Consider the following 25,353-nt stretch of genomic DNA (forward strand, 5'->3'; position numbering starts at 1 on the left):
CCGCGATAGGCCGGCCGGATAGGTCATGCGTTCATGAATAAGGTCCTGGGTGCTCTTGGGCTGCAGCGAAAGTCCAGACAGCCCAAGAATTCCGACGGCACCATGTCGCTCGTGGAACATCTGCAGGAGCTGCGTACCCGCCTGCTTATCTCGGTGGCCGCAGTCCTACTGACCACCATCGTCGGGTTCTTCTGGTACGAGCACGCGATGTTCGGCGTGGAGAGCCTCGGTGAATGGTTGCGTGGACCGTACTGCTCGCTGCCGGCCAGCGCGCGCGCCAATCTGAGCGCCGATGGGGCCTGCCGACTGCTGGCGACCGCGCCTTTCGAGCAGTTCATGCTGCGCCTCAAGGTCGGTCTGACCGCGGGTGTGGTGCTGGCCTGTCCAGTGTGGCTGTACCAGATCTGGCGGTTCATCACGCCGGGCCTGTATCGCAACGAACGCAAATTCGCGGTCATCTTCGTCACCGCGGCGACGGTGCTGTTCGTCGCAGGTGCGCTGTTGGCCTACACGGTGCTGGCGAAGGCCCTGCATTTCCTCTTGACGGTGGGCAGCGACGTGCAGGTCACCGGGCTCAAGGGTGACGAGTACTTCAGTTTTCTGATCAACGTATTGCTGGTCTTCGGCGTCAGCTTCGAGTTCCCGCTGTTGCTTGTCATGCTGAATTTCGTTGGGATCCTGTCCTACGCCAAGCTCAAGAATTGGCGTAGGGGCATCATCTTCGGCCTGTTCGTGTTCGCGGCCTTCGCGACCCCGGGATCGGATCCGTTCACGATGACCGCGCTGGGCCTCGCACTGACGGTGCTGCTGGAGTTCTCCATTCAGGTGGCCCGGATCCACGACAGACGCAAGGCCAAACGGGAGGCCGCGCAGCAGCTCAGCGATGACGAGGCCTCTGCTTTGGATGCTCCCGAGGCCATTGCCGCGCCCGAACCGATCGGTCCTCCCGAGCGGTTTGACAACATGGGCAAGTGACCAGCATCGGAACCCAACTCAGTGCGTTCTCCCAAGGGCTGAGTTTTGCTCTCGATCCCTTTCAGGTCCGCGCGTGCACGGCGCTGGAAAACGGCCACGGTGTGCTGGTCTGCGCACCCACCGGTGCGGGTAAGACCATCGTCGGAGAATTCGCGGTCCATTTGGCGCTGGCGGCTGGACGCAAGTGCTTTTACACCACCCCGATCAAGGCGCTGAGCAACCAGAAACACAACGACCTGGTCTCGGTGTACGGACCGGAGAAGGTCGGCCTGCTCACCGGAGACTCCTCGATCAACTCCGATGCTCCGGTGGTCGTGATGACCACCGAGGTACTGCGGAACATGCTGTACGCGGATTCGCCAGCACTGCATGGTCTTTCGTATGTGGTCATGGACGAAGTGCACTTCCTGGCCGACCGATTCCGCGGTGCGGTCTGGGAAGAAGTCATCTTGCACCTGCCCGAAGAGGTGGCCCTGGCCAGCTTGTCGGCCACGGTAAGCAACGCCGAGGAATTCGGCGGATGGATCAAGACAGTCCGCGGAGACACCGCCGTCGTGGTCGACGAGACCAGGCCGGTCCCGTTGTGGCAGCACGTCATGGTTGGTCGGCGGCTCTTCGATCTCTTTGATTACGACGGCAAGAAAACCGATGTCGACCCGGAGCTCACCCGCTACATAGCCCAGCGGCGCCAGGCCGATCGCTTCGCGGACTTCGACCGCCCACGCCGACGGGGGCCACACGATCGTGGCGGGCGTCCTCCCACGCTCTATCGCCCGCCATCGCGACCCGAGGTCATCACCCGGCTCGACGAGGACGGCCTGCTTCCGGCGATCACATTCATCTTTTCTCGTGCTGGCTGCGATGGCGCTGTGGCGCAATGCCTCCGATCCCGGCTGCGCCTGACCACCGAGGAAGACCGGCGGGAGATCGTTGCCATCATCGACCGCCGCACCGAAGGGCTGCCCGAGGCGGACCTGGACGTGCTCGGCTACTGGCAGTGGCGTGAGGGGCTGCTGCGCGGTATCGCCGCCCACCATGCCGGCATGCTGCCGGTCTTCCGGCACACCGTCGAGGAACTCTTCACCAAGGGGCTGGTGAAGGCGGTATTTGCCACCGAGACACTGGCATTGGGTATCAACATGCCCGCGCGCACGGTGGTGCTGGAGCGGTTGGTGAAGTTCAACGGGGAGCAGCACGCGGCGTTGACTCCGGGGGAGTACACCCAGTTGACCGGGCGGGCGGGCCGACGCGGAATCGACGTCGAGGGACACGCCGTCGTGTTGTGGACGCCCGAGGTGGAACCCAGCGAGATCGCCGGTCTGGCGTCCACGCGTACCTTCCCGCTGCGCAGCTCATTTGCGCCGTCCTACAACATGACGATCAATCTGGTGCACCGCATGGGCCCGGATCCGGCGCGCGAACTACTGGAGCGATCCTTCGCGCAGTTCCAGGCCGACCGCTCGGTGGTGGGACTGGTCCGTGGTATCGAACGCGGCAAGAAGATGCTCGACGAGATCGCCAAGGAGATTGACGGGCACGACGGTTCCGTCCTGGAATATGTCCGGTTGCGCGGCAGGCTCTCCGAGCGTGAGCGGGCCGCGGCGCGCACCTCACGGCTGGAACGTCGCGGCGCGGCCAACGATGCCTTGGCAGCGCTCAAGCGCGGCGATGTCATCGCGATACCCCACGGCCGCCGCAATGGCGTGGCCGTGGTGCTGGAGCCGGCCCACGACGACGATGACCCGCGTCCGTTGGTGTTGACCGAACATCGTTGGGCCGGAAGGATTTCATCGGCGGACTACTCGGGAACCGCGGAACCGCTCGGATCCATCAGCCTGCCCAAGCGTGTCGAGCACCGCCAGCCCAAGGTGCGCCGTGACGTGGCGTCGGCCCTGCGATCGGCCCTGGACGAGGGTCGGGTGCGCAGGCCGCAACCTGTGAAGGGACGCAAGAACGATCCGGGCGCTGATGGTTCGGATCTGGGCGTCGAGGTCGAACGGCTGCGCCGCGAAATCCGGGAGCATCCGGTGCACCACGCTCCCAACCGTGAGGATCTGGCGCGGACGGCCGAGCGCTATCTGCGCATCGAACGCGATAACGCACAGCTGCAGAAGAAGGTGTCGGCCGCGACCAACTCACTCGCGCGTACTTTTGACCGCATCCTGACGCTGCTGACCGAACGCGGATACGTCCAGGACAGCTCCGAGCTCGGTAAGAAGGTGACCGAGGACGGCATGCTGTTGGCCCGTATCTACAGCGAAAGCGATCTGCTGGTGGCCGAATGTCTGCGGCGCGGACTGTGGGCGGGGCTCAAACCCGCGGAACTGGCGGCGGTGGCATCGGCCGTGTTGTACGAGTCGCGTGGTGATGCGGTATCGGTGACGGGGGAGGCGCCCACTGCGGCGCTGCGCGCGGCGCTCGCCGAAACCCACCGGGCGCTGGCACGGTTGCGTCACGACGAACAGCGGCATCAGCTCGCGCCCACCCGCGAGGTCGATGAGGGCTTCGTCGCGGCGGTGTACCGGTGGGCGACCACCGGTGATCTGGCGGCATCGTTGGAGGCGGCCGGGGATACCGGCACCGCGCTACCGGCAGGCGACTTCGTGCGGTGGTGCCGGCAAGTGGTTGATCTGCTCGACCAGATCAACAAGGCAGCGCCGGATGCCGAGGTGCGCTCGGTGGCGAGGGCCGCGGTCGCCGACGTGCGGCGTGGCGTCGTTGCCGTTGATGGCACATAACGATGAGCAAACGCTAAGGTGGAGCGTCAGCACCCTCTTACACACCGGTAAGTAACAAAGTCGCGACACGGGAGGAACGATGAGCGGTCCACAGGGAACCGAACCTGGCGGACAGTGGGCGCCCCAACCTGGGCAAGGCCAAGAGCCGTGGCAGACACCGCAATCCTCAGATCCGGCGCAGCAGGGTGAACCGAGTTGGCAGCAGCCCGCCTATGGCCAGGGCCAGCAGTATCCGCAGTACCAGCAGCCGGGTTTCCCGGGCGGTGGATTTGGGGATCCGAGCCAGTTCGGCCAGCAGCCCGGTCAGCCGGGGTTCGGTGAGCCGAGCCAGTTCGGTCAGCCCGGCGCCTACGGCCAGCCGGGACAGTACGGACAGCAGGGTGGATACCCGGGCCAGTACGGCCAGCAGCAGGGACAGCCGTTCCCGCAGTTCGGCGCCGGAAAGCCGCAGCGTTCCACGAAGACCATCGCGATCATCGGCGGTATCGTCGCGGCCGCGGTGATCCTGATCGTCGTGCTGGTGACCGCCTTCCTGGCCCCCGGCTGGGCCATGACCACAACCCTGGACGTCAACAAGGCGCAGGAGGGTGTGACCAAGGTTCTCACCGACGAAACCAATGGCTACGGCGCCAAGAACGTCAAGGACGTCAAGTGCAATGACGGCCAGAACCCTGAGGTCAAGAAGGGTGCCACCTTCAGCTGCGATGTCAGCATCGACGGCACCAAGCGACAGGTCACCGTGACCTTCCAGAACGACAAGGGCACCTACGAGGTCGGCCGTCCCAAGTAACGAGTTCTGCCAAAACGCCGAGCGCATGCAGTGACGCGCTCGGCGTTTTTGCGTTCTCGGCCTAAGGCTGGGGCAGCGTGTCCAATGCTTTCTGTAGGCGCGTGATCGCCGAACCGATCCCCAGCTCGGCACCCAGTTCGGCGACCCGCCGCGGATCTCGGGCGGCCAGCGGTAGCGCATCGCTATCCCGATCGATGGTGACCGGCGCGTCCACGGCCACCCGCACCACCGGCTCGGCGGCCACGATGTAGTCCACCGAGGCCTGCAACTTGGCGCGAACAGCCTTGGCCAGCCCTGATTTTGGATCATCGGCCGCGGCGAGAATGCCGGTCAGAGAGTGGTGCTCGGCGAGAAGTTTGGCGGCGGTCTTCTCGCCCACCCCGGCAACACCGGGCAGACCGTCGGACGGGTCGCCGCGCAGCAGGGCCAGCTCGGCGTAGGCCGCGCCGGCGCGCTCGACGGGCACGCCGTACTGCTCGGATACCTCCACCGGTCCGAACAATGTGGCCTTGGCGAACCCGCGCCCCATGTAGAACACGCGAACAGGCACCGGGGCGTCGGTGACCAACTGCAGTAGGTCACGGTCCCCGCTGACCACGATCACCGGGTCGCGACGTTCAGCCGCCGCGAGGGTGCCCAGCACGTCGTCGGCCTCGAATCCCGGGGCGCCGGCGGACGCGATGCCGAACGCATCCAGCATTTCGGCGATCATGTCGACCTGGGGTGTCAGTTCGTCGGGCACCTCTTCGACATCGACGGCACCGTCGGGTTCCGGGGAGACCACACGATGCGCCTTGTACGAAGGAATCGCGGCAACCCGCCAGGCAGGCCGCCAGTCCAGATCCAGGCACACCACAAGCCGATGCGGCCGGTGCAGCGTGATGAGCTGGGAGATGGTGTCGAGGAAGCCGCGGACCGCGTTGACGGGTCTGCCATCGGGGGCCTTGATCGAATCCGGGACGCCAAAGTATGAACGGAACCACAGGCTGGCTCCATCGAGGAGCAGGACGGGTCGGTGGAGGTCTTCTGACACGGCACTCAACCTATGCCAGATAGCCTGGACCGTATGGCACCCCAGCGTTTTGAATCCGATGTGTACGCCAACCGCCTGCAACGTGCCGCTTCGGAGGCCGCGACGGCCGGGGTGGCGGGCTTGGTGGTCACACCCGGATACGACCTGAGATATCTGACCGGATCACGCGCGCAGACATTCGAGCGGCTCACCGCGCTGGTGGTGCCTGCCTCGGGAACACCCACCGTGATCGCGCCGAGGATGGAGCTTGCCGCGCTGCAGGATTCGGCGATCGGCGACCTCGGCATCCCGATCAGCGATTGGGTGGACGGGGAGAATCCCTACGAGCTGGTACGTGCGGCGTTGGGTTCCTCGGGTGGTGCGCTGTCGGGCACCATCGCCGTCACCGAGTCCATGCCCGCGCTGCATCTACTCCCGCTGACCGAATTGATCGGGACCGTGCCGATACTGGCCACCGGGGTGCTGCGCCGACTGCGCATGGTCAAGGATGCCTCAGAGATCGATGCCCTACGCAAGGCCGGGGCGGCCATCGATCGCGTACACGCGCTGGTGCCCGAACTGTTGGCGCCGGGTCGCACGGAGGCCCAGGTGGCCGCCGATATCGCTGAAGCGATTGTGGCCGAGGGGCATTCGGAGGTCGCCTTCATCATCGTCGGATCCGGTCCGCATGGGGCCGACCCGCACCACGAATGCTCCGACCGGGAGCTGCGGGCCGGGGACATCGTCGTGGTGGACATCGGCGGCAGCTACGAGCCCGGTTACAACTCCGACAGCACGCGTACCTACAGCATCGGTGAGCCTGACCCCGATGTGGCTCAAAGGATTTCAATTCTGGAGCAGGCGCAGCAGGCTGCGGTTCGGGCGGCCCGGCCCGGCGTGAGCGCCCAGTCGGTGGATGCCGCCGCGCGTCGCGTTCTCGTCGAGGCGGGGATGGGTGAGGCGTTCGTGCATCGCACCGGACACGGCATCGGATTGTCGGTACATGAGGAGCCGTACATCGTGGAGGGCAACGATCTGATCCTGGAGCCGGGAATGGCCTTCAGCATTGAGCCTGGCGTGTACTTCCCGGGGCAATGGGGCGCACGAATCGAGGACATCGTCGTCGTCACCGAAAATGGTTGCGAGTCGGTGAATTCACGGCCGCACGGCCTGACGGTGGTGCCTACTCGCTAGGGGTGTCGCCGCGGTTCAGCAGATCCGAGGAGCCCAGCACCCGCTCGATCTTGACCTCGATGACCACCCGCTGCGGGTTTACCCGGGGTGTGCGGTAACGCTGCGCATAACGCAGCTCGGCGTCGCGTACCGCCTCTTTGTCGGTGACGACGGTGGCCGAACCCTCCAGGGAAAGCCAGCGTGCGCCGTCCACCTGACTCAGCACCGCGAGGCCTCCACGCTCGGCGTTGACCGCTTTCTGCGACCCGCCGGTGGTGATGACCCGCGCGATGTGCGTGACGGGGTCAAACGTGAAGCCGACAGCCACCACGTGCGGGCTGTTGTCCTGCCGCAAGGTGGTCAGCATCGCGAGATGGCGCTCGGACAGGAACGCCAGCGCATCATCGGTAAGTCGAGTTGTAGGGGTGTTCGGCATCAAGTCTCACGCTAGCGCAGGACATAATCGCTGACGTGACCGACACGGTGCGACACTCCGGCCAGCTTGGGGATGATCCGCTTACGGGAAGACCGTCGACGGTGGTGATATTCGGTGGACGCAGCGAAATCGGACTTGAGGTGGCCACTCGTCTTGCCGCCGGAAACACCGTGGTCCTCGCGGCGCGCCGGGCCGGTGACCTGCAGGACGAGGAACGGCGCGTCCGCGACGCCGGGGCCGTTGCCGTCGACTGCGTCGAATTCGATGCCGACCGGCTCGACACCCACGAATCGGTGCTGGCCGCCCTTACTGAGCGGCACGGAGCCATCGACGTGGCAGTGCTCGCGTTTGGACTGTTGGGTGATCAGGAGAGGGCGGAAACCGATGCCGGCCACGCGGCGGCGATCGTGCACATCGACTACGTGGCGCAGGTGGCGTTGCTGACCCAGCTGGCTGTGCGCATGCGCGGTGCCGGGCGCGGCGCGCTGGTGGTGTTCTCCTCGATCGCCGGATGGCGAGTACGGCGTGCCAATTACGTGTATGGATCGGCAAAGGCTGGGCTCGACGGTTTCGCGAGCGGGCTCGCCGACGCCCTGCACGGATCGGGCGTGCATCTGTTGATCGCGCGCCCCGGCTTCGTGATCGGTCGGATGGCGGCGGGCATGTCACCGGCGCCATTGGCGAGCACACCGCCCCAGGTGGCGGAGGCGACCGTGCGCGCGTTGCGCAGCGGGAAGCGCACCGTGTGGATTCCGCGTGCGCTGGGAACGCTCGCATTCATCATGCGGTGGGTACCGTCATCTCTATGGCGCAGGATGCCGCGGTGATTACCGTGATCGGGATAGGTGCGGACGGTGTCGACGGACTGTCCACGCGTTCCCGTCGTGAATTACAGCGCGCCTCAGTGATATTCGGGTCACTACGCCAGCTGGAACTGCTGGCCGAAGAGTCTCTGGCGGCCGAGTGCCGGGTATGGCCTTCGCCACTGTTGCCCGCGTTGTCCACCATGTTCGATGGTCTCGGCGACGTTCATGTGCTCGCCAGCGGTGACCCCATGCTGCATGGCATCGGCACCACGTTGGTCCGGCTCTTCGGCGCGGATCGGGTGCACGTGCTACCGCATGTGTCCAGTGTGTCGTTGGCCTGCGCCCGAATGGGATGGGCGGTGAACGATGTGGAGATCATCAGCCTGGTCAATGCGCCGGCGACCTCCGCACTGCGGTACGGCGGTCGGGCGATCGTGCTCAGCCGCAACGCGGATACTCCGGCTGAGCTGGCGCAGACCCTGACCGACTCCGAGCTGGGTGACTCACGGTTGACGGTGTGGGAACAGTTGGGCGGCGCCGCGGAGAACCGTCTGGAAGGGGTCGCTCACGATTGGGGCCATTCTCCCGGCCATGCATTGAATGTCATTGCTGTGGAATATGTTCCGACGGCGGGGGTGGCGGTGCTGCCACTGGTTGCGGGGTTGTCCGAGGACGTTTTTGAACACGACGGGCAGATCACCAAGCGGGAGATCCGGGCGGTCACGCTGGCATCACTCGCGCCGCGACCGGGGCAGCGGCTTTGGGACGTGGGCGCCGGGTCGGGCAGCATCGCGATCGAATGGTCCCGCAGTGGCACCGGCTGTAGCGCCTCGGCCTTCGAGATCAAGCCATCGCGGCGGGCCGCGATTGTGGCCAACGCGACGAAATTCGGCGTTGACGTCGAGTGTTTCGCCGCGGCGCCTGGCGATTTCGACAGGGCCGATCCCCCCGACGCGATCTTCGTCGGTGGTGGTGTGACCAATGCCGGTCTACTGGAGGCGTGCTGGGACCGGCTGCCCAGCGGGGGGCGGATTGTCATCAACGCGGTGACCGCGGAGTCTGAAGCGCTGCTATTGCACTGGTATTCCCGCCATGGGGGAGAGCTGCACCGCTACCGCGTGGAGGACGCGGCTCCGCTCGGAGCCTTCACCAGCTGGAGGTCCCGGCTGCCGGTGTCTCAATGGACCGGGGAAAAGTCATGACCGTCTACTTCATCGGTGCGGGACCAGGCGCCGCCGATCTCATCACGGTGCGCGGTCAGCGGATTCTGCAGCGGTGCATGGTGTGCCTGTACGCCGGATCGATCATGCCGCCCGATCTGCTGGAGGTGTGCCCGCCCGACGCCCGAATCATCGACACCGGTCCACTGACCTTGGATGCCATCATCGGTGAGATATCCAGTGCTGACGCACAGGGATTGGATGTCGCCAGGCTGCACTCGGGTGACCCCTCGCTCTACAGTGCGGTAGCCGAGCAGTGCCGCCGACTGGATGCCCTCGGCATCGGCCACGAGATCGTGCCGGGTGTGCCTGCCTTCGCCGCGGCCGCGGCAGCATTGGGTGCCGAGCTCACCGTTCCCGGTGTCGCGCAGACCGTGACAATCACCCGGGTCTCGACGCTGTCCACCGCGATGCCCGCCGGCGAGGATTTGCGCACCCTGGCGGCGCCGGGGGCGACGCTGGCGTTGCACCTGGCCGCGGCCCAAATCGACAATGTGGTAGCTGATCTCGTCGCCGGGGGGTATCCGCCGGGCACGCCGGTTGCTGTCGTCGCATATGCCAGCTGGCCATCGGAGACCATCCTTCGTGGCACTCTCGCGGACATCGCCGGGCAGATGAAGCAAGCGGGCGTGACCAAGACGGCGGTCATCTTCGTCGGAAAGGTGCTTGCGGCAGAGGGGTTCACGGATAGCTACCTGTACTCGGCCGGACGTCGCAGAGGGGCAACACATTAGATGAAGATCTTGATTCTCGGCGGCTCGGCGGAGGCGCGAGAGCTGGCGGAGCGGCTGGCACCCCGGTTCGATGTCACCACCTCGCTCGCGGGGCGGGTGCGTAACCCGGCAGTTCCGGCCGGCGAGTTGCGCATCGGGGGCTTTGGTGGAGAGGTCGGATTACGTAAATGGTTATCGGATAACAGTGTTGACGCGGTGGTCGATGCTACGCATCCGTTCGCGGCGACGATTACCGAGAACGCCGCTGCGGCATGCGCCCGGCTGGGTATCCCGCACCTCATCCTGCGCCGTCCACCCTGGCCGGCGGGAGATGCCACTGTGGTGTGCTCGGCGGCCGAGGCCAAGGACACGGTGGTGGCACAGGGCTTTTCACGGGTCTTTCTGACCTCGGGGCGCTCCAGCATCGGGGCGTTTCTGTTCTCGGACGCCTGGTTCCTGATCCGTGTGGTGGAGCCGGTGCCCGCCGACGAACTGCCCGAGCGGCACCATCTGTTGTTGTCGCGTGGGCCCTATTCACTCGAGGAAGAGACCGATCTCATGCGCCAGTACGAGATCGAGGTGCTGGTCACCAAGAACAGTGGCGGAACGATGACTTCGGCGAAGTTGGAAGCCGCTGCGGCACTGGGCATTCCCGTGGTGATGATCGACAGGCCGGCCCTGCCGGAGAAGGTGCGCACCGTGTCCACCGTGGACGAGGCACAGCACTGGGTCACTGAGCGGGATATCGCCGAGGCGTGAACACCTGAGGTCCCGAATCGGTGTCCTGCCACTGGGTCTGTGAGGACCCGACGATCAGCAGGGTGCGCATGTCCACCGCTGACGGGTCGAGGTCACCCAGGGTGGTCACCCGCACGGACTCTCCCGCGCCGCCGACATCGCGTCCCAGTACGACCGGAGTGGCCGGGGCGCGGTGTTCCAGCAGCACGTCGCGCATGGAGGCCACTTGCCAGGTGCGCGACTTCGAGGCCGGGTTGTACACGGCCAGCACCAGGTCGGCCGCGGCCGCGGCGCGTAGCCGGGACTCGATGACCTGCCATGGCTTGAGGCGATCGGACAGCGAGATCACCGCATAGTCATGCCCGAGGGGTGCCCCGACCCGGCTGGCGACGGCCTGCGCCGCCGTCATCGCCGGAAGCACCCGCACCGTGACATCGGGCCACGCTCGGGCCTCTTCCATCACCGCCGCCGCCATCGCGAACACACCCGGGTCCCCCGAGGACACCACGGCCACCCGGCGGCCACCCGCAGCGAGCTTGAAGGACAGTTCGGCGCGTGCGGGCTCGTCACGGTTGTCGCTGGCATGACGGATTTGCCCGTCGCGAGCGGGGATACGATCCAGATACGGCCCGTATCCGATGAGATCGGTGGCGAGGGCCAGTTCGTGCCGTACTTCGGTGGTGGTCCAATCATGATGGCCGGGGCCCAAACCGACCACCGTCACCATTCCGTCCTGCGCGGTGTCGCCGAGGGGTTGCGCCCCGGGAACCAGGACCAGTGAGAAATAGGGCACCGAAGACGGGTCGACATCGGCGGCGGACAGTACCCGCTGCTGCGTGGTGCTGGCCCGTTCCACGTAGTGGGCACGGTCCAGCACGCCGGCGGTGTCCAACGCCTGCCGGACGGCGCCGTAGGAGCGTCCGAGTTTCATGATGACTGCCGCATCCGAATCGCTGAGCCTGCGGGCGATCTCGTCGGCGGGCAGGGTGCCGGGGATGACCGTCAGGATCTCGTCGCCCTCGACCAAGGGCGTACCCGTTGCGGCTGATGCGGCGCTGACCGACGTCACACCGGGGATGATGACCGCGTCGAACCTGTCGGTCAGGCGGCGGTGCATATGCATGTACGAGCTGTAGAACAGCGGATCGCCTTCGGCGAGCAGCGCCACGTTTCGGCCTGAATCCAAATGGGCGGCAATTCGATTCGCGGACTCCTCGTAGAAGTCATCGATCGCGCCGCGGTATCCGCCCGGGTGATCGGTGGTCTCGGTGGTCACCGGGTAGACCAGGTGCTCCTCGATCTGGCCGGGCCGCAGATACGGCTGCGCAATCGAGCGGGCGATGCTGCGGCCATGGCGTGCGCTGTGGAATGCCACTACGTCGGCTTCGCCGATCACGCGAGCCGCCTTCACGGTCACCAGTTCGGGATCACCGGGGCCCAGGCCCACACCCCAGAGCGTTCCTCTGCTCATTCCTTCTCGCTCGCAATCGCATTCACGGCAGCGGCGGCCATGGCGCTGCCGCCGCGCCGCCCTCGCACCAACAGGTAGTCCATGCCACGGGGACGGTCGATCAGCTCCTGCTTGGACTGTGCCGAACCGACGAAACCGACCGGGCCGCCCAGGACGGACACCGGGGGTGCCAGACCTTCGTCGATGAGTTCGAGTATGCGAAATAGCGCCGTGGGAGCATTCCCGATCGCGGCCACCGATCCCGGTAGTCGATCGGACCAAAGATCCACCGCAGCAGCAGATCTCGTAGTACCGGTGCGCTGGGCCAAGTCGGTGGCGCGCGGATCAGCCACCAGGGACACCACTTCGTTGTCCGCGGGCAGACGCAGGCGGGTGATCCCGGCCGCGACCATCGACGAATCGCACAGGATGGGGGCACCCGCATTCAGTGCCGCTCGGGTGCGCGTCACCACATCGGGGGTGAAGGCGATTTCGCCGGGCAAATCCACCTGCCCACAGGTGTGAATGAGCCGGACCACCACACGCGCGACGTCATCGGGGAAGGCCGACAAATCTGCCTCGGCCCTGATGGTCGCGAACGATTGCCGATAGATCTCGGCTCCGTCTCGCACGTAGTCCAGCACGCGCTAACCCTACGGGTGCCGCTCGAGCGGTCGATAACCCAGCTCCGTCGCCACCAGCACCTGGCCTGTGCTGGGGGATCCGCAGGCCCGTGGACACCCAACCCAATGCCGATGTACCGGCGAATGGATACCGCTGGCGATCTCTTCGGCGACTTCGAGCCGCACGTCGGCGTGGACATCGGTTCGTGAGCGTCCACACCCCGGCAGCCCGGTGCACGAGCTGGCATTGAGCCAGGGGGAGCGCTCGTCGAAGACCAGGCCCAGAGGTGCCAGCACCCGCAGCACCGCATCGGCGTCCTCGTGGGGCAGATCGCACAGCAGCACCGACCGCCATGGGGTGATGACGACGGGTCTTTCGGCGGCGGCCAGCAGTGCCGCCACCCGAGCCGGCAGCTGGCCCAACGGAACGGCGGCCCCCAGCGTCACCAACTCGTGGTCGGGATACTGCTCGATCCATCCCACGGGCGCGTGCGGCGCGGGCCCTGCTTCGCCCGGGCCCGCGATCAGTGTCGCGTCGATCGCTGCGGCCAGGGTCTTGGCCCCGTCCGGCAGCTCCCGGACGCGCCACGCGTTTCCCCGAATCTCTACAAAGGTCTGCGCCGCCGCGAGCACGTGGTCGACGGCGGTGTCGGGGTCGGTGACACACGTGGAAGTGGCATGACCATCGAGGAGGAGACGCCAGCCGTCCGGTCCATGGCCGAGCCCGATGTCCGCACCCATGGTGGCCATGTCTGCGCGTCCGTCATCGAGGCTGAACAGGAAGCGGCCCGGCAGGTCGGCGAGCGCGGAAGCTGTGATCAGTCCATGGTCGAGCGCGAGGACCAGCGGCCGCACATCGGGGAAGTCGCCGGCCCGCCCCGAGAGCGGCGAGGCCACGATGTTGCGCACTCGTTCGTGGCTCGGCGACGGCAGCAGCCCGGCGTCCGATAACAGGCTGCCCACCGCGTCCGTCTCCCGGATCGATCGAAGCTGAACGTTGCCGCGGGACGTCAGCTCCAAAACGGGTGCGCCATGGTTACCTGCTGCGGTGGCCAACGCGGCCAACTGTGCCGAGGAGAGCATTCCGCCGGGCAGCCGGATGCGCGCCAGCGCTCCGTCGGCCGCCTCATGTAACCGCAGCGCACCGGGGCACGCGTCGTCGGCTGAGGAGCGGGTCACCTACTCACCGTAGGACTACGGTACGAATGTCCTGTGAGCAATGCCCCGATCCTGATTCTGTCGACATCGGATACCGACCTGCTGAGCGCGCGCGCCAGCGGTGCGAACTATCGATGGGCCAACCCTTCTCGTATCCACGTCGACGACGTCCCGGGCCTGCTGGAGGGGACGGGGTTGGTGGTTGTCCGGCTTTTGGGCGGCCGCCGCGGCTGGGAAGAGGGCATCGACGCCGTCATCGCCTCCGGAGTGCCGGCCGTGGTGGTCTCTGGTGAACAGGCTCCCGATGCTGAACTCATGGAATGCTCGACCGTTCCGGGCGGCGTCGCCTTACAGGTGCATCGGTACCTGGCCGAGGGCGGGACGGTCAATCTGCAGCAGCTACATGCCTTCTTGTCCGACACCGTCCTGATGACGGGTATCGGCTTCGAACCGCCGACGACAAACCCGGCCTGGGGAGTGCTGGAGCGCGCGACCGGGAGTGTTGATGGTCCCACCGTCGCGGTGCTGTACTACCGCGCTCAGCAGCTGGCCGGGAACACCGCATACATAGACGCTCTCTGCACCGCCATTGAAAACCTCGGAGGTCGGGCGCTTCCGGTGTACTGCGCCTCGCTACGCACCGCGCCGGCGGAACTCCTGGAGACGCTCGCCGCCGCTGACGCGATGGTGGTCACCGTGCTGGCCGCGGGCGGCGCGACCCCGGCGGCTGTGGGAGCCGGAGGAGCTGACGATGAGTGGAATGTCGGCCATCTTGCCGCCCTTGATATCCCGATTCTGCAGGGGCTGTGCCTGACCAGCCCCCGAGGTGATTGGGAGGCCAACGACGACGGCATGAGTCCGTTGGACGTCGCCACTCAGGTCGCGGTGCCCGAATTCGACGGGCGCATCATCACCGTGCCCTTCTCGTTCAAGGAAATCGACAGCGACGGCCTCATCACCTATGTTCCCGACCCGGAGCGCTGCACTCGGGTGGCGGGTATCGCGTTGCGGCACGCAAAACTTCGGTCCATCCCCGCCGGTGAACGCCGGATCGCCGTCGTGTTCTCCGCGTACCCCACCAAGCACGCCAGGATCGGGAACGCGGTGGGACTGGACACTCCGGCCAGCGCGGTGGCATTGCTGACCGCGATGCGTGAGGCCGGCTACGACGTGGGCGCCGACGGCGACATCCCCGGACTGCCCGACACCGGTCGACCCGCCACGGACGGGGATGGTGACACCCTGGTGCACGCTCTCATCGAGCGAGGCGGCCAAGATCCGGACTGGCTTACCGCAGACCAGCTGGCGGGCAACCCGATTCGTGTCCCGGCACGTCAGTACCGGGAGTGGTTCTCACGGCTGGCGCCCGGTCTTGCCGAGCAGGTCGTCGAACACTGGGGGCCGCCGCCGGGCAATCTGTTCGTGGACACCAGTGTCAACCCCGACGGCGATATCGTGATCGCCGCCTTGCAGGCAGGCAACACCCTGCTGCTGGTGCAGCCGCCTCGCGGGTTCGGCGAGAACCCGGTGGCCATCTACCACGATCCCGATCTGCCGCCGAGTCACCATTATCTGGCCGCGTATCGCTGGCTGTCGGCCCCACGCGAAGAGGGCGGGTTCGGCGCCGATGCGCTGGTGCACCTGGGCAAGCATGGCAACCTGGAGTGGCTGCCCGGCAAAACCGTTGGTCTGTCGGCAGATTGCGCCACCGATGCCGCGATCGGTGACTTGCCACTCATCTACCCGTTCCTGGTGAACGACCCGGGCGAGGGCACCCAGGCCAAGCGGCGCGCACACGCGACTCTGGTCGATCATCTGATCCCACCCATGGCGCGCGCCGAGACCTACGGGGATATCGCGCGTTTGGAACAGCTTCTCGATGAGCATGCGAATATCTCGGCGCTGGATCCGGCCAAACTGCCGGCCATCCGCCAGCAGATCTGGACGCTGATGCGTGCGGCGAAGATGGACCACGACCTGGGACTCGAAGAGCGCCCCGACGAGGACGTCTTCGACGACATGCTGCTGCATGTCGACGGATGGCTCTGCGAGATCAAGGATGTGCAGATCCGCGACGGCCTGCACATCCTGGGCAGTGCCCCCACGGGTGCCGCTCAGGTTGATCTGGTGCTCTCGATCCTGCGCGCCCGGCAGATGTGGGCCGGAGAGCAGTCGGTGCCGGGTTTGCGTCAGGCGCTCGGCCTGGCCGAGGACGGTACCGATGACCGTGCGCGGGTGGATGAGATTGATCAGCAAGCACACTCGCTGTTGGCTGCGTTGCAGGGCGCAGGCTGGAACCCGGATGCGGTCGGTCAACTCACCGACGACCCTCAGGTCGCATTGATCCTGCGATTCGCGGCGACGGAGGTGGTGCCCCGGCTGGACGGTACCAACGGTGAGATCGACGCGGTGCTTCGTGCTCTTGATGGCCGATTCATTGAGGCCGGGCCCTCTGGCTCGCCGCTGCGTGGACTCGTCAACGTGTTGCCGACCGGACGCAATTTTTACTCGGTGGACCCCAAGGCGGTTCCGTCGAAGTTGGCCTGGGAGACCGGGCAGGCCATGGCCGACTCGCTACTGCAGCGATACCGCGCCGACTACGGCGACTGGCCGCGCTCCGTCGGGCTTTCGATCTGGGGTACCTCGGCGATGCGGACCTCCGGCGATGATATTGCCGAAGTTCTTGCCCTCCTGGGAGTTCGGCCGGTATGGGATGACGCCTCCCGGCGCGTGGTGAGCCTCGAGGCGATCTCCTTGTCGGAGCTCGGGCGCCCCCGCATCGACGTCACGGTGCGGATCTCCGGATTCTTTCGCGACGCCTTCCCGCACGTGGTGACCATGCTCGACGACGCCGTCGCTCTGGCGGCCGGACTCGACGAATCTCCCGAGGAGAACTATCTACGGGCGCACGCCGAGGCTGATCGTGCCGAACACGGAGATTGGCGCCGCGCCACCATGCGCATCTTCGGCTCCAAGCCCGGCACCTATGGCGCGGGACTGCTTCAGCTGATCGATAGTCAAAACTGGCGCAACGACTCGGATTTGGAGCAGGTCTACACAGCGTGGGGCGGATTCGCCTACGGCCGCGGACTGGACGGTGCGGCTGCCAGTGAGGATATGCGTCATCAGTATCGCCGGATCGCGGTGGCGGCCAAGAACACCGACACCCGTGAACACGATATTGCCGACTCGGACGACTATTTCCAATATCACGGTGGCATGGTCGCCGCGGTGCGAGCGCTCACCGGCAAGGCGCCGGCGGCATACATCGGCGACAACACCCGGCCCGACGCGGTGCATACCCGCACGTTATCTGAAGAAACGACAAGGGTTTTCCGTGCACGTGTGGTGAACCCGCGGTGGTTGGAGGCGATGCGGCGGCACGGCTACAAGGGTGCATTCGAGATGGCCGCCACCGTCGACTACCTGTTCGGATACGACGCCACCGCGAACGTGATGGCCGACTGGATGTACGAGCAGCTCACCAACAGCTATGTGCTCGACGAGCAGAATCGCAAGTTCATGCAGCAGTCGAACCCGTGGGCTCTTCACGGGATTGCCGAGAGATTGTTGGAGGCAGCCAGCCGGGGTCTCTGGGAAGAACCCGATCAGCAAGTTTTGGATGATTTGCGTGCGGTGTTCCTGGAAACCGAGGGCGAGTTGGAGTCGTAGCATCGGAGCATGGCCCGGGATATCGGCTTGAACATCGGCACGGTGGCGGCGGGCCGCTACATCCTGTTGACCACATTCACCAAAGACGGTGTGCCCAAGCCGACTCCGATGGGCTTCGTGGCAGAGGGCGACGAGCTTCTGCTGACCACAAGCGCCAACACCTGGAAGGTCGGACGGATTCGGCGTAACCGGAAGGTGCGGGTTGCTGTCTGTACCCAGCGTGGCAGGGTGATCAGTCCATCCGCCGACGCCACCGCGGTGATCGTCGAGGATCCGGCGTCCGTGGCGCGTATTCGGTCGGCGGTGGTCGGCCGGTACGGACTGGCCAGCCGGATCGTGACCGCCTGGCTGGACCGGCGCAACGGCGCCAGGGTTGGGATCTCAGTGACGCTCGGTGCGCCGGAAGCGCCCTGAGGTTTCTAGACTGTTCGGCATGGGTGCGAACCTCCCGGTGCCGACATTCGACGAAGTCTGTGCTGCCAAGTATGTCCTGCTGACCACCTACACCAAGGACGGCCGGGCCAAACCTGCCGCGGTCTGGGCGGCGCCCGAGGACGGTGAACTTCTCGTGTGGACCGAGACGACATCCTGGAAGGTGCGCCGGATCCGCAACACCCCGCGGGTCTCGCTGGCCATCTGCGATGTGCGCGGCAATGTCCGCAGCGGCGAGATCGAGGGCACCGCGCGCGTCCTGGATACCGAGGGCACGCAGCGAGCACGCGCGGCCATCACCCGCAAGTACGGCCTGTTGGGCTGGGTGCTGGTCAAGGCGAGCATCGTGCGTCGCGGCAGCAGCGGCACCATCGGCTTGGCCGTCACCGCCTGAACCGCGGCGGTGAGTCGGGAACCCGGCGAGGGGTCGGCTCGTTGACCGGATATGTGGCCTGGTCTGTTTCTGCTGTACGTGATCGTGGAGGTGTCCGCCCTGGTGGCGTTGACCTCGGCGGTGGGTATCGGCTGGACCATCATCGCCGTCCTTGCCGCCTTCGTGGTCGGTCTCATACTTGCCGGCTCTCAGGCTCGACGCGCCGTTGATCAGCTGCGACGTGGAGTCAGATCCCCGGGAGGGGCTGTCGCCGACGGTGCGCTTATCGCGCTCGGAACCATTGCGGTGGTGATTCCCGGACTGGTCTCCTCGGCCATCGGGCTGCTGATGCTGCTGCCTCCGACCCGTGCGGTCCTACGGCCGGTCCTGACTCTGGTCGCGGCCCGCCAGCTGAGTAGGCGTGCGCCCCTCATCACCGTCATACCCGCCGGATACGGCGCCTTCCACGGTGCTCAAACACGGGCGGGCACCGTCGATTACATCGATGGTGAGGTCATCGACGTGAGTGACGAGCAAGCCGGACCGTCTCGGCGATACCGTCCCGGCCACGACCTGCCTGCGTAGACACCGCCCGAACCCGGCAGAATTAGCGAGTGCAGACTCAACTGCTCGTCAATGCGCGCGTGCATAGCCCGTCGCATCCGGCGGCGACCGCGATGGCCGTGACCGGCGATGTCATCAGCTGGATCGGCGAGGACGACCTCGGTCGTGCCGAGTTCCCCAACGCCGACGTCGTCGACCTGGAGGGGGCCTTTGTCGCGCCCGCGTTCGTCGACGCCCATGTTCATCTCACCGCCATCGGACTGTCCCTCATCGGGCTCGACTTGTCCGGGATGTCTTCCCGGGAGCAGTGCCTGGCCCGACTGGCCGCGTACGCCGGCGAGCACTCCGATGAGGTGATCTGGGGGCATGGCTGGGACGAATCGCGATGGCCCGAGCGGCAGCCGCTGACCACCGCCGATCTCGACGGGGCCGCGCCTGGCCGGGCCGTCTATCTCAGCCGGATAGATGTGCATTCGGCTGCGGCGTCGACCGCGCTGCGGCAGCAAGTACCTGGGCTTGCCGGGGCAACGGGATTTCATCCCGAACATCCGGTGGCCGGTGCGGCTCACCACCTGTTACGGGCACATGCGCGCGGTGCACTCTCCGTCAATGGACGGGCGACAGCGCGGCGCGCGGCACTGGACAGTGCGGCATCGTTGGGCCTGGTGTCGGTGCACGAGTGCGGCGGGCCAGAGATCAGTGGTTTGGATGATTTCCGCGAATTGTTGGCCACCGAACACGGTGTGCAGGTCACCGGATACTGGGGCGAGCCGGCGCGCGATGCCGAGCACGCGCGCGAGCTCATCGCGTTGACGGGGGCCGCCGGTCTGGCTGGCGACCTCTTCGTCGACGGAGCGCTGGGATCGCACACCGCCTGGCTGCAGGAGCCCTATCACGATGCGCCGCACACCTGCGGCACCATGCATCTGGATGCCGAAACAGTTGAGACGCATCTGGACTCGTGCACGCAGGCCGGTATCACCGCTGGCTTCCACGTGATCGGTGACGCTGCTGTCACTCAGGTGATCGACGCGCTGGACCGTGTCGCGACCCGGCACGGCATACCGGCCGTGGCTCGGTGCGGACACCGCCTTGAACACCTGGAAATGATCTCGGCGGCACAGGCCGAGCAGCTTGGTCGCCTCGGGGTGATCGCCAGTGTGCAACCGGCCTTTGACGCCCTCTGGGGTGGCCCCGATGGTATGTACGCGGAACGACTCGGCGCGGACCGAGGTACTCAGCTAAACCCGCTGGCGCTGTTAGCATCCCAAGGCGTGCCCCTCGCGTTCGGTTCTGACGCCCCTGTCGCGCCCCTGGATCCGTGGGTGACGGTGCGGGCGGCAGCTCATCACCGCACCCCAAGCAGTTCCGTCTCGGTCCGCGCGGCGTTCGGCGCCGCGACCCGAGGCGGCTGGCGTGCTCAGGGGGTTCATGACGGTGCCACGGGCACGCTGACCCCGGGAGCACTTGCCAGCTATGCGATTTGGGAGACGGGGGAGTTGACCATCAACACCAGCCAACCGGGTGTCCAGCGGTGGTCTACCGACCCACGCTCGCGTGTCCCCGCCCTCCCGGACCTATCGGACGCCACCGCTGTGCTTCCCAAGTGTCTACGAACTGTGCACCGTGGCACGGTGATCCATGGCTGACGAAACTCTCGACGAGTCTGTTGAGAAGACTGTCGACCAGGACGTGACCGATCTGGCCGAGGCAACCGACGTTCCGGCCGACGCGGAGCCGGAGGCTACGGGGAAAACCGGGCCTTCACGTGGCGCGGCCTTCGCGGCGGCGGTGCGTGCCCGCGGTATCGCGTTCGGCCGGGCCTGGCTGCGCGCGGCGCCCCGCCAGGGTGCGGCGGTGATCGGCGGTCTCCTGTTGTGCGCGAGCTTCCCGCCCTGGGGTTTCTGGTGGGCGGCCTTCCCGGCGCTGTCCATCCTGGGTGTGGTGCTGTGGTCGTCGAACACCAGGTTGCGCGGTGGGCTGGGGTACGGGCTGCTGTTCGGTCTCGCCTTCTACGTTCCGCTGCTGCCATGGACGGGCCAGCTGGTGGGCGTCGTCCCGTGGCTGGCGCTGTCGTTGCTGTGCGCGACCTGGGTCGCCCTGTTCGGTGTGTTGGCCGTCGCCGTGCGCCGGCTGCCGGGCTGGCCGTTATGGTTCGCCGCCGCGTGGTCTGCCGCCGAATGGGGTAAGGCAAGTGTTCCGTTTGGCGGATTCCCATGGGGCCGAGTCGCTTTCGGTCAGGGTGATGGTCCGATGCTGAGCCTGGCCCGGTACGGGGGAGCGCCATTGGTGTCCTTTACGGTGGCCCTGGGCGCGTTCGCGGTGACTGCGCTCGGCATTGAGATGTACCGCTGGTGGCGCAGCCCCTCGGTGGGACCAGGCGGTGCACGTCCGGTGCCCTCGGTGCTGCTGCCCGGAGCGTGCGTATGCCTGGTCCTCTTTGCCATGGCGGTGAGCTGGCAGCAGGTTCGACACGCCAGCCACGGTGCCACCGATGGGCGCAGCGTCACCGTCGCCGCGGTGCAGGGGAACGTGCCCCGGCTGGGGCTCGATTTCAACGCACAGCGGCGCGCCGTGCTCGACTATCACGTCAAGGAAACGCTCTTGCTGGCCGCGGACGTGAAGGCGGGCAAGGCCCCGGCGCCGCAGTTCGTGGTGTGGCCGGAGAACTCCTCGGACATCGACCCGATCCGCAACGCCGACGCAGCTGAGGCAATCACCGAGGCAGCGCAGGCCATCGGTGTTCCCATCCTGGTCGGCGGCGTGCTGCGGCATCCAGATTCCACCCCCGAACAGCCCAAATCGATAAATTCGGTGATCGTCTGGGATCCCGACAGCGGCCCCGGCGAGCGTCACGACAAACAGATCGTGCAGCCATTCGGTGAGTATTTACCGTGGCGGAGCTTCTTCGCGCACTTCTCCAAGTACGCGGACCGGGCCGGATACTTCGTCCCCGGAGACGGCAACGGCGTGGTCACGGCGGGCGGCGTGAAGATCGGTGTTGCCACCTGCTGGGAGGTTCTGTTCGACCGGGCGCTGCGGCAGTCCACCCTGAACGGTGCCGAGATACTCACCGTGCCGAGCAATAACGCCTTGTTCGGTACGGCGATGAGTGAACAGCAGCTGGCGATCTCCAAGGTGCGGGCCGTCGAGCACGACCGGGAAGTCATCGTCGTCGGCACCACCGGGATCAGCGCGTTTATCTCTCCCGACGGCGTCGATGCGGGGCGCACCAAGTTCTTCGAACCGGCCTACATCGACATGCAGGTGCGGCTGCACAACGACGTGACACCGGCCACGCAATGGGGTCCGTGGGTGGAGTGGGCGCTGGCGCTGATCGCCGGACTTGCCGTCCTGGCCTCGGCTGGCCTGGCGATACTGCACAATGGAGGGCTGAAGAGGCCCAAACATGAGGTAGAACCGGCCTCACCGATTAAGGAGACCTGACCGGAGTGGATCCCGTGACCGAACGTCCGAGCGCCCGGACCCTGGTGATCATTCCGACGTACAACGAGCGGGAGAATCTCCCGCTGATCCTTGGTCGGTTGCATAAGGCGCAACCCGATGTGCACGTGCTGATCGTTGATGACGGCAGCCCGGACGGCACCGGCGAACTGGCCGACGAAGCCGCGCTCGCCGACCCAGACCGCGTACATGTCATGCACCGCAAGGAAAAGGGTGGCCTCGGTGCGGCCTACATCGCGGGCTTCGGCTGGGGCCTGGCGCGCCAGTATTCGGTGCTGGTGGAGATGGACGCCGACGGCAGCCACGCACCCGAGCAGCTGTCCCGGCTGCTTGACGCCGTCGACGCCGGAGCCGATCTGGCGATCGGATCTCGCTACGTGTCCGGCGGTACCGTCGTCAACTGGCCGTGGCGGCGCCTGGTGCTGTCCCGGAGTGCGAACGTATATGCCCGGCTGGTGCTGGGTGTGAAGCCGCACGACATCACCGCGGGCTATCGCGCGTACCGGCGTGAAGTGCTCGAGAAGCTGGATCTGGCGGCGGTGGAATCGCACGGATACTGCTTCCAGATCGACCTCACCCTGCGCACCATCGCGCACGGCTTCGAGGTTGCCGAGGTGCCGATCACCTTCACCGAACGCGCGATCGGCGAATCCAAGATGAGTGGGTCCATCATCAACGAAGCCCTGGTCAAGGTGACCAAATGGGGCGTGCAAAGCCGTCTGGACCGGGCCCGCGGCATCAATCGCTGAGCGAGTCAGTCCTCACGCATTGCGGGCCATCAGGCCGCCGTCGACGGGGATGACCGTGCCGGTGAGGTACGAGGCGGCCGGTAGGCACACGCTCAACGTCATGTGTGCGACTTCCTCGGCGCGGCCGTAACGGCGCAGTGCGGTGCGCCTGCGCGCATAGGTGTCCTTGTCCTCAGCCGAGATCGCTGCCGTCATCGCGGTATCGATGGGACCCGGGCAGATGCAGTTCACGGTGATTCCCTCCCGCCCCAGGTCGACCGCCAAACTCCTGGTCAGGCCGGCCAGACCGGCTTTGGCCGCAGCGTACGGGCTGTCATATGGCGTGGCGCCGAGAGCCTCCGTCGAGGCGATGTTCACCACGCGCGGGGCGGGGGAGTTGCGCAGAAACGGTAGCGCCGCACGCACGATCCGTTGGGGTGCGGTCAGATGCACGGCAAGTGAGCGATCCCAGGTGCTGCCGTAGTCGGGGTCATCAAGTGATCTGAACGCCGCGAAACCCGCGTTATTCACCACAATGTCCAGCCGGCCGAACCGCTCGGCAACCGCCGCGACGACCTCGATGATCTGTGCCTCGTCGGTGACATCCAGCGCCCACGGCACCGCGGACTCACCGATCTCGGCCGCGACCGCCTGCGCATCCTCCAGCCGAAGATCGGTGACCGCGACAAACGCGCCGTCTTCGGCGAAAATCCGCGCCGTGGCCTTTCCCATGCCACTGGCGGCACCGGTGATCAGCACGGCTGAGCCCGAGACGGACCTGTCGGAGGCACTCATCAGGGCGGGTGGTTCTAGCCCCGGCGACGGCCCTTGATCAGTTCCAGACGCTCCTTGAGCAGCTCGTCGAGCTCCTCAACGCTGCGGCGCTCCAGGAGCATGTCCCAGTGCGTGCGCGGGGGCTTGACCTTCTTGGGCTCGGGCACGTCGCCGTCGAGCAGGGTGCCCTCCAGGCCATTGCGGCATGCCCAGTTCGCCGGGATCTCGGCGTCGTGGGCGAAGGGAACGTCGAACTCTTCACCGTTCTCGGTGCGGTAGCGAGCCATGCGGCGAGGCGCCAGGTCGTGGTCACGATCGGTTTCGTAGCTGACGGCACCGAGTCGGCTGCCTCGTAGAACACGATCTGCCATGTGTACTTCTCCTCTTCACTGCGGGTCTCTGCGATCGGATCCCGCGCTCAAATTGCTGGTGGCTGTCTAGCTCAACGCCGTACCCGGGGCATTAGTTCCCTGTTCATGCAGGTTGTGGCCCTCATTATAGCTGGTGAACGCCGTTGTGGCCGTCACCGCTTCGGATCGCGGATGTGTGGCGAGCGCAGGGTCAGGTGCGCTGCGCAGTGGTGATCGCTGCCCGGCCGTCGGCAGGTGATCGACTGGCATATGCCGGGGCGTAATGCCGCAGTAATTCGAGCGTGGTCAGGTGCTGGCGGCACTGGAATCCGTGCGAGGCCAGCAGTGCGTCGGCGTCGGCTGCGGTGAGACCGGTGAGGTACGGCTCGCCGAACCGTGCCGCCGCTTCGGTCCATAGCCGAGCGCGCACCGACTTGTTGTCTCCGCCCGTGACGACGCTGGTGTCCAGGTAGTCGAAAACCAGCAGGCTTCCGGGCGCGCAGACCGTCGCGAGGTCGGCAAGTGTCGCGTCGAGTGCGTCTTGGGTGAGGTAGGCAGTCACGCCGAGCCAGACGAATAGGCTTGGCCGGGTGGGATCGAATCCGCTGGCGAGGAGTCTTTCGCGGAGTATGTCGTGTTCGAAATCGCAAGGAACCCACACGATTTCATCGTTGCTGTCGGTTGGTTGGAGCCGTTCCATGACGGCTCGTTTGTCCGCCTGGGTAGTCGGTGCGTCGACCTCGAAGATCGTGATCGGGCCGTGCGCGACGCGGCGCAAGGTGGTGGTGTCGAACCCCGCGCCCAGGAGCACGAGTTGATCAACGCCGTCATCGATGGCCTTCTTGAGGACGTCATCGGTATAGCGCACCCGCAATACCAAAAAGAAGTGACCTGCGGCGCCGAATACGGATTTTAGTACCCCGATAAATCCGCGGGCCACCAGCGGATGAATCAAACAGGCGCGTAATAGCGGGCTGCGGATGAAATGGCGCGAGTAGGGATCGTTAAGGAGACGCCGGCGGGGTGATTGCATCGTCTCGGCCGCGCGCTGCGCGGCGCAGGATTGCGCCGTAAAACTCGCCCGACGATCAAGGCGGCGACTATTCGCACTCATACCCGGTCTTCCAAATCTGGTGGACGACAATTACCAATTCTGCAATTTC

Annotated in this window: 23 protein-coding genes; 15 read left to right on the top strand and 8 right to left on the bottom strand. The window is 66.1% G+C overall.

The window, feature by feature from the left end:
* Positions 1–102 precede the first annotated feature (102 nt).
* The 3 genes from tatC (at position 103) to BB28_RS10750 (ending at position 4,503) form a co-directional block, all read left to right on the top strand.
* On the top strand, positions 103–975 hold the full coding sequence (gene tatC, locus BB28_RS10740; RefSeq protein WP_081252371.1) for a twin-arginine translocase subunit TatC: 873 nt from the start codon (positions 103–105) through the stop codon (positions 973–975).
* Positions 972–3,713, top strand: a complete 2,742-nt coding sequence (locus BB28_RS10745; protein ID WP_046253501.1) for a DEAD/DEAH box helicase — start codon at positions 972–974, stop codon at positions 3,711–3,713. Before tatC ends, BB28_RS10745 begins: the two co-directional genes overlap by 4 nt.
* A gap of 79 nt (positions 3,714–3,792) precedes the next feature.
* A complete protein-coding gene (locus tag BB28_RS10750) occupies positions 3,793–4,503 on the top strand; it encodes a DUF4333 domain-containing protein (RefSeq protein ID WP_046253502.1) in 711 nt (236 codons plus the stop codon).
* A gap of 61 nt (positions 4,504–4,564) precedes the next feature.
* Here the strand turns inward: BB28_RS10750 and BB28_RS10755 are convergent, their stop codons facing one another.
* Entirely contained in the window at positions 4,565–5,509 is a 945-nt protein-coding gene (locus tag BB28_RS10755) for a 5'-3' exonuclease (RefSeq protein ID WP_046255739.1), read from the bottom strand.
* A gap of 60 nt (positions 5,510–5,569) precedes the next feature.
* On the opposite strand from BB28_RS10755, the gene BB28_RS10760 reads away from it, so the two are divergent.
* Positions 5,570–6,709 carry a M24 family metallopeptidase gene (locus BB28_RS10760; protein WP_046255740.1) on the top strand — a complete coding sequence of 380 codons (1,140 nt, stop codon included), beginning with the start codon at positions 5,570–5,572 and terminating at the stop codon, positions 6,707–6,709.
* On the opposite strand, the gene BB28_RS10765 is transcribed toward BB28_RS10760, so the two are convergent.
* Positions 6,699–7,124, bottom strand: coding sequence for a F420-dependent biliverdin reductase (locus BB28_RS10765; protein ID WP_046253503.1), 426 nt, complete (start codon positions 7,122–7,124; stop codon positions 6,699–6,701). The two genes, BB28_RS10760 and BB28_RS10765, sit on opposite strands and share 11 nt — an antisense overlap.
* Before the next feature lie 101 nt (positions 7,125–7,225).
* Here BB28_RS10765 and BB28_RS10770 point away from each other — a divergent pair, with 101 nt between their 5' ends.
* Genes BB28_RS10770 through BB28_RS10785 form a run of 4 tightly spaced genes read left to right on the top strand, consistent with a single transcriptional unit; the run spans position 7,226 to position 10,622 of the window.
* Positions 7,226–7,951 (top strand): decaprenylphospho-beta-D-erythro-pentofuranosid-2-ulose 2-reductase, encoded by a 726-nt coding sequence (locus tag BB28_RS10770; RefSeq protein ID WP_030095634.1) that lies wholly within the window; start codon positions 7,226–7,228, stop codon positions 7,949–7,951.
* A complete protein-coding gene (locus BB28_RS10775; protein ID WP_046253504.1) occupies positions 7,930–9,132 on the top strand; it encodes a bifunctional cobalt-precorrin-7 (C(5))-methyltransferase/cobalt-precorrin-6B (C(15))-methyltransferase in 1,203 nt (400 codons plus the stop codon). Before BB28_RS10770 ends, BB28_RS10775 begins: the two co-directional genes overlap by 22 nt.
* Positions 9,129–9,884: a precorrin-4 C(11)-methyltransferase gene (cobM, locus tag BB28_RS10780; RefSeq protein ID WP_046253505.1), complete on the top strand. Its 756-nt coding sequence runs from the start codon at positions 9,129–9,131 to the stop codon at positions 9,882–9,884. Before BB28_RS10775 ends, cobM begins: the two co-directional genes overlap by 4 nt.
* Positions 9,885–9,893: 9 nt before the next feature.
* Positions 9,894–10,622: a cobalt-precorrin-6A reductase gene (locus tag BB28_RS10785; RefSeq protein ID WP_081252372.1), complete on the top strand. Its 729-nt coding sequence runs from the start codon at positions 9,894–9,896 to the stop codon at positions 10,620–10,622.
* Here BB28_RS10785 and BB28_RS10790 read toward each other — a convergent pair.
* The 3 genes from BB28_RS10790 to cobG are packed head-to-tail and all read right to left on the bottom strand — an operon-like array spanning position 10,594 to position 13,853.
* Entirely contained in the window at positions 10,594–12,072 is a 1,479-nt protein-coding gene (locus BB28_RS10790) for a precorrin-2 C(20)-methyltransferase (RefSeq protein ID WP_046253507.1), read from the bottom strand. The two genes, BB28_RS10785 and BB28_RS10790, sit on opposite strands and share 29 nt — an antisense overlap.
* Entirely contained in the window at positions 12,069–12,695 is a 627-nt protein-coding gene (locus tag BB28_RS10795; protein ID WP_046253508.1) for a precorrin-8X methylmutase, read from the bottom strand. The genes BB28_RS10790 and BB28_RS10795 overlap by 4 nt, the downstream gene beginning before the upstream one ends.
* A gap of 9 nt (positions 12,696–12,704) precedes the next feature.
* Positions 12,705–13,853 carry a precorrin-3B synthase gene (gene cobG / locus BB28_RS10800; protein ID WP_046253509.1) on the bottom strand — a complete coding sequence of 383 codons (1,149 nt, stop codon included), beginning with the start codon at positions 13,851–13,853 and terminating at the stop codon, positions 12,705–12,707.
* Between the two features lie 33 nt (positions 13,854–13,886).
* Between cobG and cobN the strand changes: the two genes are divergently transcribed.
* The 7 genes from cobN (at position 13,887) to BB28_RS10835 (ending at position 23,087) form a co-directional block, all read left to right on the top strand.
* Positions 13,887–17,504 (top strand): cobaltochelatase subunit CobN, encoded by a 3,618-nt coding sequence (gene cobN, locus BB28_RS10805; RefSeq protein ID WP_046253510.1) that lies wholly within the window; start codon positions 13,887–13,889, stop codon positions 17,502–17,504.
* 9 nt (positions 17,505–17,513) lie between these two features.
* The gene (locus tag BB28_RS10810; RefSeq protein ID WP_046253511.1) at positions 17,514–17,918 is read left to right on the top strand and encodes a PPOX class F420-dependent oxidoreductase; all 405 of its coding nucleotides are present in this window, start codon (positions 17,514–17,516) and stop codon (positions 17,916–17,918) included.
* Positions 17,919–17,928: 10 nt separating this feature from the next.
* The gene (locus BB28_RS10815) at positions 17,929–18,330 is read left to right on the top strand and encodes a PPOX class F420-dependent oxidoreductase (protein WP_046255741.1); all 402 of its coding nucleotides are present in this window, start codon (positions 17,929–17,931) and stop codon (positions 18,328–18,330) included.
* Between the two features lie 51 nt (positions 18,331–18,381).
* Positions 18,382–18,894, top strand: a complete 513-nt coding sequence (locus BB28_RS10820; RefSeq protein WP_046253512.1) for an FxsA family protein — start codon at positions 18,382–18,384, stop codon at positions 18,892–18,894.
* 92 nt (positions 18,895–18,986) lie between these two features.
* Positions 18,987–20,522 carry an amidohydrolase gene (locus BB28_RS10825; RefSeq protein WP_046255742.1) on the top strand — a complete coding sequence of 512 codons (1,536 nt, stop codon included), beginning with the start codon at positions 18,987–18,989 and terminating at the stop codon, positions 20,520–20,522.
* The gene (gene lnt / locus BB28_RS10830) at positions 20,515–22,320 is read left to right on the top strand and encodes an apolipoprotein N-acyltransferase (protein WP_046253513.1); all 1,806 of its coding nucleotides are present in this window, start codon (positions 20,515–20,517) and stop codon (positions 22,318–22,320) included. The genes BB28_RS10825 and lnt overlap by 8 nt, the downstream gene beginning before the upstream one ends.
* Positions 22,321–22,325: 5 nt before the next feature.
* A complete protein-coding gene (locus BB28_RS10835) occupies positions 22,326–23,087 on the top strand; it encodes a polyprenol monophosphomannose synthase (protein ID WP_046253514.1) in 762 nt (253 codons plus the stop codon).
* Between the two features lie 12 nt (positions 23,088–23,099).
* Here the strand turns inward: BB28_RS10835 and BB28_RS10840 are convergent, their stop codons facing one another.
* From BB28_RS10840 to BB28_RS10850, 3 genes are all read right to left on the bottom strand, one after another.
* A complete protein-coding gene (locus BB28_RS10840; protein ID WP_318278473.1) occupies positions 23,100–23,798 on the bottom strand; it encodes an SDR family NAD(P)-dependent oxidoreductase in 699 nt (232 codons plus the stop codon).
* 77 nt (positions 23,799–23,875) lie between these two features.
* Positions 23,876–24,211 (bottom strand): RNA polymerase-binding protein RbpA, encoded by a 336-nt coding sequence (locus tag BB28_RS10845; protein WP_005061379.1) that lies wholly within the window; start codon positions 24,209–24,211, stop codon positions 23,876–23,878.
* A gap of 190 nt (positions 24,212–24,401) precedes the next feature.
* Positions 24,402–25,304 carry a class I SAM-dependent methyltransferase gene (locus tag BB28_RS10850; RefSeq protein ID WP_046253516.1) on the bottom strand — a complete coding sequence of 301 codons (903 nt, stop codon included), beginning with the start codon at positions 25,302–25,304 and terminating at the stop codon, positions 24,402–24,404.
* Positions 25,305–25,353 lie beyond the last annotated feature (49 nt).

Origin of the sequence: Mycobacteroides chelonae CCUG 47445 (assembly GCF_001632805.1) — a bacterium.
GTDB lineage: Bacteria > Actinomycetota > Actinomycetes > Mycobacteriales > Mycobacteriaceae > Mycobacterium > Mycobacterium chelonae.

Excerpts from the sequence above, each read along its gene's own strand:
- BB28_RS10820 (WP_046253512.1), top strand. The coding sequence starts at position 18,382 with ATGTGGCCTGGTCTGTTTCTGCTGTACGTGATCGTGGAGGTGTCCGCC.
- cobM (WP_046253505.1), top strand. The coding sequence starts at position 9,129 with ATGACCGTCTACTTCATCGGTGCGGGACCAGGCGCCGCCGATCTCATC.
- BB28_RS10850 (WP_046253516.1), bottom strand. The coding sequence starts at position 25,304 with ATGAGTGCGAATAGTCGCCGCCTTGATCGTCGGGCGAGTTTTACGGCG.
- BB28_RS10750 (WP_046253502.1), top strand. The coding sequence starts at position 3,793 with ATGAGCGGTCCACAGGGAACCGAACCTGGCGGACAGTGGGCGCCCCAA.
- BB28_RS10810 (WP_046253511.1), top strand. The coding sequence starts at position 17,514 with ATGGCCCGGGATATCGGCTTGAACATCGGCACGGTGGCGGCGGGCCGC.
- BB28_RS10760 (WP_046255740.1), top strand. The coding sequence starts at position 5,570 with ATGGCACCCCAGCGTTTTGAATCCGATGTGTACGCCAACCGCCTGCAA.
- BB28_RS10845 (WP_005061379.1), bottom strand. The coding sequence starts at position 24,211 with ATGGCAGATCGTGTTCTACGAGGCAGCCGACTCGGTGCCGTCAGCTAC.
- BB28_RS10825 (WP_046255742.1), top strand. The coding sequence starts at position 18,987 with ATGGCCGTGACCGGCGATGTCATCAGCTGGATCGGCGAGGACGACCTC.
- BB28_RS10840 (WP_318278473.1), bottom strand. The coding sequence starts at position 23,798 with ATGGGAAAGGCCACGGCGCGGATTTTCGCCGAAGACGGCGCGTTTGTC.
- lnt (WP_046253513.1), top strand. The coding sequence starts at position 20,515 with ATGGCTGACGAAACTCTCGACGAGTCTGTTGAGAAGACTGTCGACCAG.
- BB28_RS10775 (WP_046253504.1), top strand. The coding sequence starts at position 7,930 with ATGGCGCAGGATGCCGCGGTGATTACCGTGATCGGGATAGGTGCGGAC.
- BB28_RS10790 (WP_046253507.1), bottom strand. The coding sequence starts at position 12,072 with ATGAGCAGAGGAACGCTCTGGGGTGTGGGCCTGGGCCCCGGTGATCCC.
- BB28_RS10765 (WP_046253503.1), bottom strand. The coding sequence starts at position 7,124 with ATGCCGAACACCCCTACAACTCGACTTACCGATGATGCGCTGGCGTTC.
- tatC (WP_081252371.1), top strand. The coding sequence starts at position 103 with ATGTCGCTCGTGGAACATCTGCAGGAGCTGCGTACCCGCCTGCTTATC.